Here is a 13,264-nt window from a genome sequence, read left to right as displayed (position 1 = left end):
ATCCCACTATATTAACCCAGGAATGAATTCATCTTGAGCCCGAAGGCATTTAATGCTTATTTTAGTAGGCATCTGCAGATGAGATAGTAAGACAACTAAGTGATTAAAAAATGAACAAAACAGAATTCTACGCGGATCTGAACCGCGATTTTCAGGCGCTTATGGCAGGAGAAACCAGTTTTTTGGCAATGATCTCAAATACCAGCGCGTTACTGTTTGAACGCCTGGAAGAGGTCAACTGGGCCGGTTTTTATCTCCTGGAAGGCGATACGCTGGTGCTGGGGCCGTTCCAGGGTAAGCTGGCCTGTGTACGTATTCCGGTTGGTCGTGGTGTTTGTGGTTCCGCCGTGGCGCAGAACCGCGTCCAGCGCGTGGAAGATGTCCATGCGTTTGACGGCCATATCGCCTGTGATGCCGCCAGCAATTCGGAAATCGTCTTTCCGTTGCAGGTGAATAATCAGATTATCGGCGTACTGGATATCGATAGCACGGCGTATTCCCGCTTCACCGCAGAAGACGAACAGGGGCTTGCAGAGCTGGTCTCGCGCCTCGAAACGCTGATTGCGGCGACCGATTATCAAAAAATCTTTGCCCACGTCGCAGGATAATCAACGGATAACGTAGCATTTAGCGATGACGTCATTATAATGACGCCTGTTCATGCCTGCGGCTTGTTGGCTACGTCCGTTGTAATCAGGAAATTTCATGGAAAATCAACCTAAGTTGAATAGCAGTAAAGAAGTAATCGCGTTTCTGGCCGAACGTTTTCCTCAGTGTTTCAGCGCTGAAGGCGAAGCGCGCCCCCTGAAAATCGGTATTTTTCAGGATCTTGTAGAGCGAGTTGGCGGCGAGATGAATCTCAGCAAAACCCAACTGCGCGCTGCCTTACGTCTTTATACTTCGAGCTGGCGTTATCTGTACGGCGTGAAAGCGGGAGCGATTCGCGTCGATCTCGACGGCAACCCGTGCGGTGAACTGGAAGAGCAACACGTTGCTCACGCCCGTCAGCAGCTCGAAGAAGCCAAAGCTCGCGTTCAGGCGCAGCGCGCCAGCCAGCAGGCTAAAAAGCGCGAAGCCGCTGCCGCGGCAGGCCAGCAGGAAGAAGGTGCACGCCGCGAGCGTAAACCGCGTCCTCAGCCGCAGGCTCGCCGTAAAGAAGGTAGTGAACAGCGTAAGCCGCGTCCTGCAGCTGCCAAAGCACCGCGTGAAGAGCAACGTCTTACCCCGGTGTCTGACGTCTCTGTATTGAGCGTCGGTCAGGCTCTGAAGGTGAAAGCAGGCAACAACGCAATGGACGCCACCGTTGTGGAAATCACCAAAGATGGCGTTCGTGTACAGCTGACTTCTGGTATGTCAATGATTGTACGCGCAGAACACCTGGTGTTCTGAAACGGAGGCCGGGCCAGGCATGAACAAACTTTTTAAGCTCACCGCGCTTGCGGGCCTGCTAGCAATAGCAGGCCATGCCTTCGCCGTGGACGATATCACCCGAGTCGATCAAATTCCCGTGCTGAAAGAAGAGCCGCAGCACGCGACGGTGAGCGAGCGCGTTACCTCGCGCTTTACCCGCTCCCATTATCGGCAGTTTGATCTCGACAACGCCTTTTCGGCAAAGATTTTCGACCGCTATCTGAATCTGCTGGATTACAGCCATAACGTGCTGTTGGCCAGCGATGTTTCTCAGTTTGCGGCGCAAAAAAATAAAATCGGTGATGAACTGCGCAGCGGCAAACTGGACGTTTTCTACGACCTGTACAACCTCGCGCAGAAGCGTCGCTTTGAGCGTTACCAGTACGCCCTGAAGGTACTGGATCGTCCGATGAATTTTACCGGCAACGACAACTTCAACCTCGATCGCAGCAAGGCGCCGTGGCCGAAGGATGAAGCCGAGCTTAACGCGTTGTGGGACGCCAAGGTGAAGTTCGATGAACTGAGCCTGAAGCTGGCGGGTAAAGACGATAAAGAAATTCGTGAAACCCTGACCCGGCGTTATAAGTTTGCGATTCGTCGCCTGGCCCAAACCAACAGCGAAGACGTCTTCTCGCTGGCGATGACCGCTTTCGCCCGCGAAATCGACCCGCATACCAACTATCTCTCCCCGCGTAACACCGAACAGTTTAATACTGAAATGAGCTTGTCTCTGGAAGGTATTGGCGCGGTGCTGCAGATGGACGACGACTACACGGTGATCAATTCACTGGTTGCCGGCGGCCCGGCGGCGAAGAGCAAAGCGATTAGCGTTGGCGACCGTATCGTCGGCGTTGGTCAGCCGGGTAAGAGCATGGTTGATGTTATCGGCTGGCGGCTGGACGATGTTGTCGCGCTGATCAAAGGGCCGAAGGGCAGTAAAGTTCGCCTGGAGGTTCTGCCGGCTGGCAAAGGGGCGAAAACCCGTATTGTTACTCTGACCCGCGAGCGTATTCGTCTTGAAGATCGCGCGGTTAAGATGTCGGTCAAAACCGTCGGTAAAGAAAAAGTCGGCGTGCTGGATATCCCGGGTTTCTACGTTGGCCTGACTGATGATGTCAAAGTACAACTGCAGAAGCTGGAAAAACAGAACGTCAGCAGTATCGTCATCGATTTGCGCAGTAACGGCGGTGGGGCGCTGACGGAGGCTGTTTCGCTTTCTGGTCTGTTTATCCCATCCGGCCCGGTAGTACAGGTGCGTGATAACAACGGTAAGGTCCGCGAAGATAGCGATACCGACGGTGTGGTTTACTATAAAGGCCCGCTGGTGGTCTTAGTCGATCGCTTCAGCGCTTCCGCATCGGAAATTTTTGCTGCCGCGATGCAGGACTATGGCCGTGCGCTGATCGTCGGCGAGCAGACCTTCGGTAAAGGCACCGTTCAGCAGTATCGTTCGCTGAACCGTATCTACGATCAGATGCTGCGCCCGGAATGGCCGGCATTAGGTTCCGTGCAGTACACCATCCAGAAGTTCTACCGCATTAACGGCGGCAGCACTCAGCGTAAAGGGGTTACTCCGGACATCATGATGCCAACCGGTAAAGAAGATCGCGATACCGGCGAGCAGTATGAAGATAACGCGCTGCCGTGGGATAGCATCGATCCGGCGACCTACGTGAAGTCCGGGGATATGAAACCGTTCGAACCTGAACTGCTTAAGCGCCATGAAGACCGTATCGCAAAAGATCCGGAATTCCAGTACATCATGAAGGATATTGCGCGCTTTAACGCCATGAAAGATAAGCGCAATATCGTTTCTCTGAACTACGCGCAGCGTGAGAAAGAGAATGAAGAAGATGATGCGATTCGTCTGGCGCGGGTAAACGATCGCCTTAAGCGCGAAGGCAAGCCGCTTCTCAAAAAGATAGACGATCTGCCGAAGGATTATCAGGAGCCGGATCCGTATCTTGATGAAACCGTGCATATCGCGATTGACCTGGCGCAACAGGAAAAAGCGCAGCCTCCGGTAGAACCACCGGTTAGCAAATAACTCCTCAACGGGCACAAGTGATTGTGCCCGTTTCTTTTTCTGTCCTCATCCGTCTGTCGACTTTATTCAACAAAAATGTCAACACTCGCCTGGGGTGTCAGCGATATGCTACAAAATGTAAAGTTGTGTCTTTCTCGTGACTTAGCGGGGTCTGATCGTTGAAAATTAGTATCTGACCCATACGATATGGGGTATCGCATAGTGCGTTTTGTTAAATCGAGGTAAAAAGAATATTATGATGCGAATCGCGCTTTTCCTGCTGACTAACCTGGCAGTCATGGTGGTGTTTGGCCTGGTGCTTAGCCTGACGGGGATCCAGTCGAGCAGCATGACCGGCCTGCTGATCATGGCGCTGCTGTTTGGTTTTGGCGGCTCGATCGTTTCGCTGTTGATGTCGAAATGGATGGCGCTGAAGTCGGTTGGTGGGGAAGTTATCGAACAGCCGCGTAACGAAACTGAGCGTTGGTTGATGAACACCGTCGCACAGCAGGCGCAGCAGGCAGGCATCGCCATGCCGCAGGTGGCGATTTATCACGCCCCTGACATCAACGCCTTCGCCACCGGCGCGCGCCGCGACGCTTCTCTGGTCGCCGTGAGTACCGGTCTGCTGCAGAATATGAGCCGTGACGAAGCGGAAGCCGTTATCGCTCACGAAATCAGCCATATTGCTAATGGCGACATGGTCACCATGACGCTGATTCAGGGGGTGGTGAACACCTTCGTTATCTTTATTTCCCGCGTTATCGCGCAGATTGCGGCCGGTTTCCTTGGCGGCAACCGTGAAGATGAAGGTGAAAGCAGTAACGGTAACCCGCTTATCTACTTTGCGGTCGCTACCGTACTGGAACTGGTATTCGGTATTCTCGCCAGCATCATCACCATGTGGTTCTCACGCTATCGTGAATTCCATGCCGATGCAGGTTCCGCCAAACTGGTCGGTCGTGAGAAAATGATTGCTGCATTGCAGCGTTTGAAAACCAGCTATGAACCGCAGGAAGCCAGCAGCATGATGGCGTTTTGTATCAACGGTAAAGCGAAATCGATGAGCGAATTGTTCATGACCCACCCGCCGTTGGACAAACGTATTGAAGCGCTGCGTAGCGGAGAATACCTGAAATAATCTGCCGTGCAGACGCTGAAAATAAAAATCCGCAGCTTTCCGGCTGCGGATTTTTTTTGGCCGCTCGTTATCAGGCGGCGCGCGGTTGAGTTACGCGTAGCCCGCTGATGGCGGCGGCAATGACCGCCAGGGAGCCGGCCAGCAGAAGCGCGGTGTGGGTGCCGCTATTGCCTGCCAGGTTAAACAGCAGGGCGACCAGCGCGGCGCCGCTACTTTGTCCCAGTAAGCGTGCGGTACCCAGCATACCGCTGGCGCCTCCGCTGCGATGGCCTGGCGCAGAGGAGACAATGGTATGGTTGTTTGGCGACTGAAACAGTCCGAAACCTGCGCCGCACAACGCCATCCGCCAGATAATATCGAGATCGGAAGGTGAAGAGGGTAATAGCGCAAGGCCAAACAGGCCGCAGGCCATGATCAGCAGTCCCATTGCCCCCAACAGCCCGGCATGAACCTTCTCGATCAAATAACCCGCCAGAGGGGCCATCACCATGGTCGCCAACGGCCACGGCGTTAACAGTAACCCGGTCTCTACTTCGCTGCGTCCGATAACGATTTGCAGGAAAAAGGGCAGAGAAACCATCGCCAGCATCTGCGCGCAAAAAGAGCAGATCGAGGTGCAGATAGAGAGCGAAAAGATTGGAATGCGCAGTAAATCAACCGGCAGCAGTGGGACCGGCATGCGCAACTGCCGGCGAACAAAGAAGAAGCCGATAATCAGCATAGCAATGACCTCGGCCAATACCAGGTAACCAGATTGTCCCTGGGCAAAGCCGCCCAGCGCCGTGATGAGCAACCCGAAGGTGAGGGCGTTCATCATCGCGCTCGGCAGATCGAAACGGGTAATTTTGCTGGCGCTGCTGTTGGGCGGTAAAAAGCGCATGGCGAGGAAGATGGAAATAATCCCCAGTGGTACGTTGATTAAAAACAGCCATTGCCAGGAAGCAAGCGAGAGGATAGCGGCGGCAATGGTAGGCCCCGCGGCGGAGGAGACGGCAACGACGAAAGAGTTGATGCCCATTCCGCGACCTAGCTGCCTCTTAGGATAGATAAGGCGAATCAGCGCCGTGTTGACGCTCATCAGCGCCGCGCCGCCCAGCCCCTGGGCCACACGCGCCAGCGTTAACATCTCGAGGCTTCGGGAGAGGGCGCAAATCAGCGAGGTGATGGTAAACACTACCAGACCAATTTTATAGATTCGTCGATAGCCAACCATATCGCCAAGAAACGAGAGTGGCAGCAGGGCGATGACGATAGCGATTTGATAGGCGTTGACTATCCAGATTGAAGATGCCGGCGAGGCATTCAGGTCGGTGGCGATAGTCGGCAGGGCGACGTTGGCGATAGCGCCGTCGAGTACGGCCATCGTCAGGCCTAATACAATCGTCAGAATGGCGCCGTAACGCTGCGGAACCGGCAGGCCATCCAAAAGTTTTTTTTCCATGTGAAGTTTAAGTCTTAGAGGAAACTATTTTCTGATTAATGATTTTAGCATTGATTATTCAACCATAAGTCGCAGATTTGTAACCAACTCGCAGAACAACGATTGCGACGGTCATAATGTGAATTTATAATAAAAAACAGTTCTGAATTTTATAAAACAGTTACGATGAGGTGAACAATGGCAGCTGCTGATATGGATAAACAGCCAGATTCTGTCTCTTCAGTATTAAAAGTTTTTGGCATCCTGCAGGCTTTGGGCGAAGAGCGTGAGATTGGTATCACCGAATTGTCACAGCGTGTGATGATGTCTAAAAGCACGGTGTATCGTTTTTTACAGACTATGAAGTCACTGGGCTATGTCGCACAGGAAGGCGAGTCTGAGAAATATTCTTTAACGTTGAAGTTGTTCGAGCTTGGCGCGCGGGCGTTGCAGAACGTTGACCTGATCCGTAGCGCGGATATCCAGATGCGTGAAATTTCTCGCCTGACCAAAGAGACGATTCACCTCGGCGCGCTGGATGAAGACAGCATCGTTTACATCCACAAAATTGATTCCATGTACAACCTGCGGATGTATTCGCGTATCGGCCGACGTAATCCGCTGTACAGCACCGCCATTGGCAAAGTGCTGCTGGCGTGGCGCGACCGGGCGGAAGTCGAGCAAATCATGGACGGCGTCGAGTACAAACGTAGCACCGAGCGAACCATTACTGATACCAGCGCGCTATTGAAAGTGCTGGACCAGGTGCGCGAGCAGGGCTATGGCGAAGACAATGAGGAGCAGGAAGAAGGATTACGCTGTATTGCGGTGCCGGTCTTCGATCGCTTCGGCGTGGTGATTGCCGGACTGAGTATCTCCTTCCCGACGCTGCGTTTCTCTGAAGAACGTTTGCACGAATATGTGGCGATGTTGCACGCTGCGGCGCGTAAGATTTCCGAGCAGATGGGTTATAACCGTTACCCGTTTTGACAGTGAATGATGAGCTACAGCGTAATACCTTACCCTGTAGCTCCTGTCATTTTAACCCTGGTCGATAACCTTCACGCTTTTGCGCAGAATAGGGCAGTTGGTAATACCGATAATACCGCTATCAGAATGAACATATTGTGCGGTGGTGATACCCTGCGCTGTCAGGTATTTGCATTGCAGTCCCAGCCCGCCAGCATTCTGATTGCTGCCAATTAACACGCCATAACCGCTTAATAATACGCCAATCCAGACAATCGCCAGTATGACAATAGAGCGAATGATCAATCGCATTTTTGCCTCGTTATTTGTATGATCCTGCCGTGTATTCTGGCACGAACACTATTTGATACAAGTCTATGATTCCTAAACTTGCCTTTCGTATTACAGTTAGCCGCGGTTTAAGAAGGCCATGTTATCCTGGCAACATCTGATTATGGTGCGGAGAGTGGAGTGAAAAAATTACGCTGGGTTTTGCTGATCGTTGTCATAGCGGGTTGTTTGCTGCTGTGGACTCAGATGCTTAACGTAATGTGCGATCAGGATGTGCAATTTTTCAGCGGTATTTGCGCTATTAACAAGTTCATTCCCTGGTAAGACATTTTTGTGCCGACGGATTTTCTTCTGCCGCGCGGGTGGTAGAATGAACGCCTTCTCTTTGAGGTGGTGAAATGAGTGAGTTATTGAATCCTGGGATTGTAAGTCTGGCGTCTCTGGCGCTTTCCGTTGTACTGCTGTTGGTGGGGCTGCTGTTATGGTTCTTTGTGAATCGCGCCAGTTCACGTAGCAATGAGCAAATCGAACTGCTGCAGTCGCTGCTGGATCAACAAAAGCGGCAAAATGCGCTGCTGCGCCGTCTCTGTGAAGCCAATGCGCCGCACAAAGAAGAGGTTGCTGAACCTTCAGCGGATGAGAAGGAGAAAAACGACGACGATTTCATTCGTCTCGTTGCCGAACGTTAAGTTTGAAGAACAGGTGTGCACATCGCGTGCGCGCCTGTGAGTGCTACAAAATTTTGCTATAACTTATTCTTATGTAATTCCCCATTTCGCGGCCGGTCGTTACCGTTTAATGAATTAAACATCCACGCTCTATTTCACATATTGAATAATCTTTTGAGCTAATCAAAAAAAGTAATAACGAAACGTTTCTATTGCCTGACGGCAATACTTTGTCATTAATATTTCATTATTAAGGGCTATTTTAGCGGATATTTGGGCTGTAACGAGTTAGGGGTTTAATTAACACTACTACGCGGCGAGTTAAGGCGATTTCCTCTTGTTCTTTAAAGTTATTTGCGCATCATTATGCACATGATGCCGCAACGCCCCCTCAAATATGGCAGTTCGTATACGTACGTACCTGGACGAACAGAAGTTGTTGAGCTATGGTAAAAAAGTTGCATTTATCAGGCATACGTTATTGTGTGTTTGGTAACGATGCAAAGATAAGCCAGGCGCGGCAAAGACGCATAAATGTGCAGGCGATCAAATGATTTCCTGATAATTTGTGCGAACGATCGTGACACGTTTAAAAATGGCTTGCCATTATTTACGTTGTGTGTGATAACACGTTTCGGGTTAAACGAGGTACAGTTCTGTTTATGTGTGGCATTTTCAGTAAAGAAGTCCTGAGTAAACACGTTGTCGTTGAATACCGCTTCTCTGCCGAACCTTATATTAGTGCCTCATGCAGTTATGTGTCAGTTTTATCTATGTAAGCACCTGCGGGTGAAGAAAACAGTTTAAGGAATTTTGCAAATGGCAAAGATTAAAGGTCAAGTTAAGTGGTTCAACGAGTCTAAAGGTTTTGGCTTCATTACTCCGGCTGATGGCAGCAAAGACGTGTTCGTACACTTCTCTGCAATCCAGGGTAACGGCTTCAAAACTCTGGCTGAAGGCCAGAACGTTGAGTTCGAAATTCAGGACGGCCAGAAAGGTCCGGCTGCAGTTAACGTAACTGCTATCTGATTCAAGACCACTCATCTTGTAAGAAAGCCTCGCAACTGCGGGGCTTTTTAGCATCTGTTGCAAAGTATTTCCAATATTTCCCCTCCGACGCGCTTTGTTGCAAAACATCACCCTTATTAGCACTGTTTAGCAGTCTGTTTGGCCAATTTTCTGTTAAATCAGGTGGTTGCAAAATAATGCTGGAGCTACGGTGCAAAAGAATAAAAGTAAGTCCGCCACAAATTTTCTCCCTATCCGTTTTGGGTTGCTGTGTGTGGCGATTTTGGGATGTCTTGGATTTCTGCTGGCGAGGGTAGGTTGGCTGCAAATCGTCTCTCCGGATAATCTGGTTAAACAAGAGGATATGCGTTCACTGCGTGAAGAACCCATCGACGTGATGCGCGGAACCATTAGCGATCGTGAAGGACGCCCGCTGGCGGTGAGCGTGCCTGTAAGCGCTATCTGGATAGATCCGCAGACCATGCTGGAAAAGGGCGGCGTCGGCTATGGTCCGCGCTGGCAGGCAATGGCGGAAGCGTTGCATATTGATCTTATTGACCTCTCTCATCGGGTGCAGTCACATCCGCATGCCCGATTCCTCTATCTCGCGCGTCAGGTTAATCCGGAACAGGCGGAGTGGATCGATAAATTACACCTGCCGGGCGTTTATCTGCGCGATGAATCACGCCGCTTCTATCCCGCCGGGCACGTCGCGGCGAACCTGCTGGGCTTTACCAACGTGGATAATCAGGGGATCGAGGGGGTTGAAAAAAGCTTTAACAAACAGCTCATGGGAACCCCGGGGCGTCGGCTGGTGCGTAAGGACCGCCATGGCCAAGTGATCGAGAATATTACCGAGCAGGCCGCTGTGCCGGCGCATAACCTGCAGCTCAGTATCGACGAGCGCCTGCAGACGGTGACGGAAGATGCGTTGGATAATGCCGTGCGTTGGAATAAGGCGGAATCCGGCGCGGCGGTATTAATCAAGATTGATACCGGCGAAATCCTGTCGATGGCCAGTTACCCGGACTTCAACCCTAATAACCGCGACAGCGCCCAGCTCGATGATTTTCGAAATCGCGCTATCAGCGATACCTTTGAGCCGGGTTCAACGGTCAAACCGCTGGTGATTATGACCGCGCTGCAGCAGGGGATTGTGCAGCCGGATAGCGTGGTTGATACCCATCCCTTTACCCTTGATGGTCATCGCATTCGCGATGTGGGTTATTATCCTGAGTTGACGCTCACCGGTATTTTGCAAAAATCGAGCGATACCGGGGTTTCGCACCTCTCGCTGGCGATGCCGGTGCAGCATCTTATTGATACTTACAAGGCCTTTGGCTTTGGCGACCCGACCGGGCTTGGCTTGACCGGTGAAAGCTCCGGGCTGATGCCGCATCGGCGCTATTGGGGCGAGTTGGATCGCGCCACCTTCGCTTTTGGCTATGGGCTGATGGTAACCCCGCTGCAGTTGGCGCATGTCTATGCGACGATCGGCGGTTACGGTATTGAGCGCCCGCTGTCGATAACCCGTATCGATCCGCCGGTTATCGGTACGCGAGTAATGCCGCAGGAGATCGTGCATGAAGTGGAACATATGATGGAGAGCGTGGCGCTGCCGGGCGGGGGCGGGACGAAAGCGGCGGTACGCGATTATCGTATCGCGGTTAAAACCGGCACGGCGAAGAAAATTGGCCCCGACGGGAAATACATCGATAAATACGTCGCCTACACCGCCGGCGTGGCGCCGGCCAGTCAGCCGAAGTTTGCGCTGGTGGTGGTGATAAACGACCCCAGCAACGGTAAATACTACGGTGGGGCGGTATCCGCGCCGGTGTTCAGCCAGATCATGGGCGATGTGTTACGTCTGGAAAACGTGATGCCAGACGGTATGCCGCAAGGCTCTGAGAATCTTATCGTCATGCATAACCGCGAGGATCCGGCTCCCGCGTTGTAACAGTGGTCTGCGAGGGCGAATAGCGCTACACTTTCGCCCTTTCAGCGCCACCGGAGTTATCATGTCTTATACCTGTCCACTATGCCACGCGCCGCTTAGCCGCAGCGCAAATAGCTATATTTGCCCGCAGCGGCACCAGTTCGATCTGGCAAAGGAAGGGTATGTCAATTTACTGCCGGTGCAGTTCAAACGTTCGCGCGATCCGGGCGATAGCGCTGAGATGATGCAGGCGCGCCGCGCCTTCCTCGATGGCGGATATTATCAGCCGTTGCGTGAGGCGATTTGCAGCTATCTGCGGGCTTTCGCGCCGGGCGAGTTGCTGGATATCGGCTGCGGAGAGGGATACTACACGCATGCTTTCGCCGCCATTGCCGCACGCAGTTTCGGCCTCGACGTCTCAAAATCGGCGATCCGCGCCGCCGCTAAACGTTACCCGCAGGTCGAATTCTGCGTGGCTTCCAGCCAACGGTTGCCTTTTGCCGATCGGTCTCTGGACGCGGTGGTGCGTATTTATGCGCCCTGTAACGCGGACGAATTAGCGCGTGTAGTGAAAGGCGGCGGTTGGGTTATTACCGCTACGCCGGGGCCGCGCCATTTGATGGAGCTGAAAGGGCTGATCTACGATGAAGTTCGTTTGCATGAACTGAACCGGGAAGCGATGCCGGGCTTTACGCTGCGTCATGAGCAGCAGTTAGCCTATCCGATGCAGTTGAGCGGCACGCAAGCGGAAGCGTTACTGCAGATGACGCCGTTTGCCTGGCGAGCGAAACCGGAGGTACGAGAATTACTGCGTCAGCAGGAGACCTTTGGCTGCCAGACCGATTTCATGATTCACTGCTGGCAGCGCGAGGCGTAAGGGCTACGGCGCGAAATGGCCCCACAGAATCTGCGCGCCGATACCGATTAGGACAATACCGCCGAGAATTTCGGCCCGTTTGCCGAGCAGCGGGCCGATAAAGCGGCCAACCATAATTCCCAGCGTTGACATGGTAAAGGTGGCGCAGCCGATAGCCAGCGCGGTGGCGATAATATTAACCTGCAGGAAAGCAAGCCCCACGCCAACGGCCATCGCGTCAAGACTGGTAGCGAATGCGGTAGTCACCAGCAACCAGAAGCCGTGGCGACGCGGCGCTTCACATTCATCGTCATCGCCGCCGCGAAAACCTTCAATCACCATACGCCCGCCGAGAAACACCAGCAGCACGAAAGCGATCCAGTGGTTCCATTCCAGTACAAACTGGCTGGCCAACATGCCCAGCCCCCAGCCGACCAGCGGCGTCAGGGTTTCGATCGCGCCGAATATAAGACCGGTGCGCAGCGCTTCGGAGAATTTAGGTTTATGCAGGGTGGCGCCTTTACCGATAGAAGCGGCAAACGCGTCCATCGACATACCAAAGGCAAGAAGGATAGTGGCAGAAATATTCATGAGCGTGTCCTGACCGGGGAATATCCATATGACACATCGCTGCCCCCAGTAAACATACGCGGAGCCTGAGCATAACGTACAGCAGTGATGTATCTATGGTCTCGCCTGATTGAACGACCGCTCAACCCGTACGTGCCACGTTTTGCAACGAGTATGTTGACACGTACATTTTCCACCTGCGGAAAATCGGCTACTCCCCAACGACGGGCGCAACCTTAACATATTTTGAGAAGGTAAAACAATCACAGAAAAATAATATTAGCCACAATAAATGATAACGATTTTCATTTAAAATATTAAGTGAAGGATTGGTTAAATAATATAACGAAGTGAGGCGGGTAAATATAGCCACGGCTATGTATTCCTACAGTAATGACTGGCGGAAATATAGCGCAGGCTATATCTGTAACTTATTGACTGGTAACGAGTAGTTTGTATATTTTTTCCAGGTCGTCGATATTTCGTACGCGAATAAGCAGGCGCCGCTGCTCTAATTGCATCACCAGTACGCCATCTTCCGACAAATTCATCGCTTTAATCCGCGGATATTCAATCCACACGTTGGCAAAGAAAAAACCGCTCTTTTTAAACAGAATTCGCGGCGTACGGATCCAGAACAGATATAACCCCATTAATGCCAGCGCAGATAATAACCAGGTGGTGATTATCTCGCCATGGCTGGCAATATTGTTGTAAATGAGAATCGCCGTCAGGCCGACGAAAATCATCCCGTCGACGCGTCCACGACGCAGCAGGGGGATTGACAGCAGGGTAGGGCCATTGCGGCGCGGCATGATAAATTGGTCGTAGATAGCGAAAGCCACCAGGGCGACGATAAACAGAATGAGCACCAGCTCCGTGATTGCCATTGATCCTCCAGCCAGCGTGGACCTGCATACAGGTACACGTTTTAACGCTAAAAAAAAGCCGGGGACAAAGCTGCCCCCG

At 52.3% G+C, this 13,264-nt stretch carries 14 protein-coding genes, 1 pseudogene and 1 riboswitch; of the genes and pseudogenes, 11 read left to right on the top strand and 4 right to left on the bottom strand.

The genetic code is table 11. The annotated features are described in order from the left end of the window. Positions 1-110: 110 nt before the first annotated feature. The 4 genes and pseudogenes from ABLV08_RS10985 (at position 111) to htpX (ending at position 4,577) form a co-directional block, all read left to right on the top strand. A pseudogene (locus tag ABLV08_RS10985) lies at positions 111-624 on the top strand (GAF domain-containing protein). Between the two features lie 81 nt (positions 625-705). Beyond that, on the top strand, positions 706-1,389 hold the full coding sequence (gene proQ, locus ABLV08_RS10980) for an RNA chaperone ProQ (RefSeq protein WP_015366026.1): 684 nt from the start codon (positions 706-708) through the stop codon (positions 1,387-1,389). Between the two features lie 19 nt (positions 1,390-1,408). Next, positions 1,409-3,457, top strand: coding sequence for a carboxy terminal-processing peptidase (prc, locus tag ABLV08_RS10975; protein ID WP_015705936.1), 2,049 nt, complete (start codon positions 1,409-1,411; stop codon positions 3,455-3,457). A gap of 235 nt (positions 3,458-3,692) precedes the next feature. Beyond that, on the top strand, positions 3,693-4,577 hold the full coding sequence (htpX, locus tag ABLV08_RS10970) for a protease HtpX (RefSeq protein ID WP_015366028.1): 885 nt from the start codon (positions 3,693-3,695) through the stop codon (positions 4,575-4,577). A gap of 70 nt (positions 4,578-4,647) precedes the next feature. On the opposite strand, the gene ABLV08_RS10965 is transcribed toward htpX, so the two are convergent. Continuing rightward, positions 4,648-6,018, bottom strand: a complete 1,371-nt coding sequence (locus tag ABLV08_RS10965) for an MFS transporter (protein WP_348855840.1) — start codon at positions 6,016-6,018, stop codon at positions 4,648-4,650. 177 nt (positions 6,019-6,195) lie between these two features. Between ABLV08_RS10965 and kdgR the strand changes: the two genes are divergently transcribed. After that, entirely contained in the window at positions 6,196-6,987 is a 792-nt protein-coding gene (kdgR, locus tag ABLV08_RS10960; RefSeq protein ID WP_015366030.1) for a DNA-binding transcriptional regulator KdgR, read from the top strand. Positions 6,988-7,038: 51 nt separating this feature from the next. Here the strand turns inward: kdgR and ABLV08_RS10955 are convergent, their stop codons facing one another. Continuing rightward, positions 7,039-7,278: a YobH family protein gene (locus ABLV08_RS10955; protein WP_015705933.1), complete on the bottom strand. Its 240-nt coding sequence runs from the start codon at positions 7,276-7,278 to the stop codon at positions 7,039-7,041. A 159-nt stretch (positions 7,279-7,437) separates the two neighbouring features. Here ABLV08_RS10955 and mgrB point away from each other — a divergent pair, with 159 nt between their 5' ends. From mgrB to rlmA, 6 genes are all read left to right on the top strand, one after another. After that, entirely contained in the window at positions 7,438-7,581 is a 144-nt protein-coding gene (gene mgrB, locus ABLV08_RS10950) for a PhoP/PhoQ regulator MgrB (RefSeq protein ID WP_015366032.1), read from the top strand. A gap of 74 nt (positions 7,582-7,655) precedes the next feature. Next, positions 7,656-7,946, top strand: coding sequence for a YebO family protein (locus ABLV08_RS10945; protein WP_015366033.1), 291 nt, complete (start codon positions 7,656-7,658; stop codon positions 7,944-7,946). Between the two features lie 641 nt (positions 7,947-8,587). Next, positions 8,588-8,704 carry a DUF2627 domain-containing protein gene (locus ABLV08_RS10940; RefSeq protein WP_071530300.1) on the top strand — a complete coding sequence of 39 codons (117 nt, stop codon included), beginning with the start codon at positions 8,588-8,590 and terminating at the stop codon, positions 8,702-8,704. Positions 8,705-8,744: 40 nt separating this feature from the next. Further along, positions 8,745-8,954, top strand: coding sequence for a transcription antiterminator/RNA stability regulator CspE (gene cspE, locus ABLV08_RS10935; protein ID WP_001062678.1), 210 nt, complete (start codon positions 8,745-8,747; stop codon positions 8,952-8,954). A gap of 190 nt (positions 8,955-9,144) precedes the next feature. Next, positions 9,145-10,890, top strand: coding sequence for a peptidoglycan glycosyltransferase FtsI (gene ftsI / locus ABLV08_RS10930; RefSeq protein ID WP_320896697.1), 1,746 nt, complete (start codon positions 9,145-9,147; stop codon positions 10,888-10,890). 61 nt (positions 10,891-10,951) lie between these two features. Continuing rightward, positions 10,952-11,746 carry a 23S rRNA (guanine(745)-N(1))-methyltransferase gene (gene rlmA, locus ABLV08_RS10925; RefSeq protein ID WP_126026600.1) on the top strand — a complete coding sequence of 265 codons (795 nt, stop codon included), beginning with the start codon at positions 10,952-10,954 and terminating at the stop codon, positions 11,744-11,746. Positions 11,747-11,749: 3 nt separating this feature from the next. Here the strand turns inward: rlmA and mntP are convergent, their stop codons facing one another. After that, complete coding sequence (gene mntP, locus ABLV08_RS10920) at positions 11,750-12,316, bottom strand: manganese efflux pump MntP (RefSeq protein WP_015366036.1); 567 nt, start codon at positions 12,314-12,316, stop codon at positions 11,750-11,752. Between the two features lie 107 nt (positions 12,317-12,423). Continuing rightward, positions 12,424-12,527: riboswitch (yybP-ykoY riboswitch) on the bottom strand. 199 nt (positions 12,528-12,726) lie between these two features. Further along, a complete protein-coding gene (locus tag ABLV08_RS10915; protein WP_015366037.1) occupies positions 12,727-13,185 on the bottom strand; it encodes a DUF986 family protein in 459 nt (152 codons plus the stop codon). Positions 13,186-13,264 lie beyond the last annotated feature (79 nt).

It is taken from the genome of Klebsiella sp. CN_Kp088, assembly GCF_040064335.1.
Taxonomy (GTDB): Bacteria; Pseudomonadota; Gammaproteobacteria; order Enterobacterales; family Enterobacteriaceae; genus Klebsiella; species Klebsiella aerogenes.
Note: the sequence above shows the minus strand (reverse complement) of the source record. Positions and strands in the feature narration are given on the sequence as shown.

What these genes read in the sequence shown, in the direction of transcription:
- mntP (WP_015366036.1), bottom strand. Translation starts at nt 12,316, where the DNA reads ATGAATATTTCTGCCACTATCCTTCTTGCCTTTGGTATGTCGATGGAC.
- proQ (WP_015366026.1), top strand. Translation starts at nt 706, where the DNA reads ATGGAAAATCAACCTAAGTTGAATAGCAGTAAAGAAGTAATCGCGTTT.
- ABLV08_RS10915 (WP_015366037.1), bottom strand. Translation starts at nt 13,185, where the DNA reads ATGGCAATCACGGAGCTGGTGCTCATTCTGTTTATCGTCGCCCTGGTG.
- cspE (WP_001062678.1), top strand. Translation starts at nt 8,745, where the DNA reads ATGGCAAAGATTAAAGGTCAAGTTAAGTGGTTCAACGAGTCTAAAGGT.
- prc (WP_015705936.1), top strand. Translation starts at nt 1,409, where the DNA reads ATGAACAAACTTTTTAAGCTCACCGCGCTTGCGGGCCTGCTAGCAATA.
- ABLV08_RS10955 (WP_015705933.1), bottom strand. Translation starts at nt 7,278, where the DNA reads ATGCGATTGATCATTCGCTCTATTGTCATACTGGCGATTGTCTGGATT.
- rlmA (WP_126026600.1), top strand. Translation starts at nt 10,952, where the DNA reads ATGTCTTATACCTGTCCACTATGCCACGCGCCGCTTAGCCGCAGCGCA.
- ABLV08_RS10945 (WP_015366033.1), top strand. Translation starts at nt 7,656, where the DNA reads ATGAGTGAGTTATTGAATCCTGGGATTGTAAGTCTGGCGTCTCTGGCG.
- ABLV08_RS10940 (WP_071530300.1), top strand. Translation starts at nt 8,588, where the DNA reads ATGTGTGGCATTTTCAGTAAAGAAGTCCTGAGTAAACACGTTGTCGTT.
- ABLV08_RS10965 (WP_348855840.1), bottom strand. Translation starts at nt 6,018, where the DNA reads ATGGAAAAAAAACTTTTGGATGGCCTGCCGGTTCCGCAGCGTTACGGC.
- htpX (WP_015366028.1), top strand. Translation starts at nt 3,693, where the DNA reads ATGATGCGAATCGCGCTTTTCCTGCTGACTAACCTGGCAGTCATGGTG.
- kdgR (WP_015366030.1), top strand. Translation starts at nt 6,196, where the DNA reads ATGGCAGCTGCTGATATGGATAAACAGCCAGATTCTGTCTCTTCAGTA.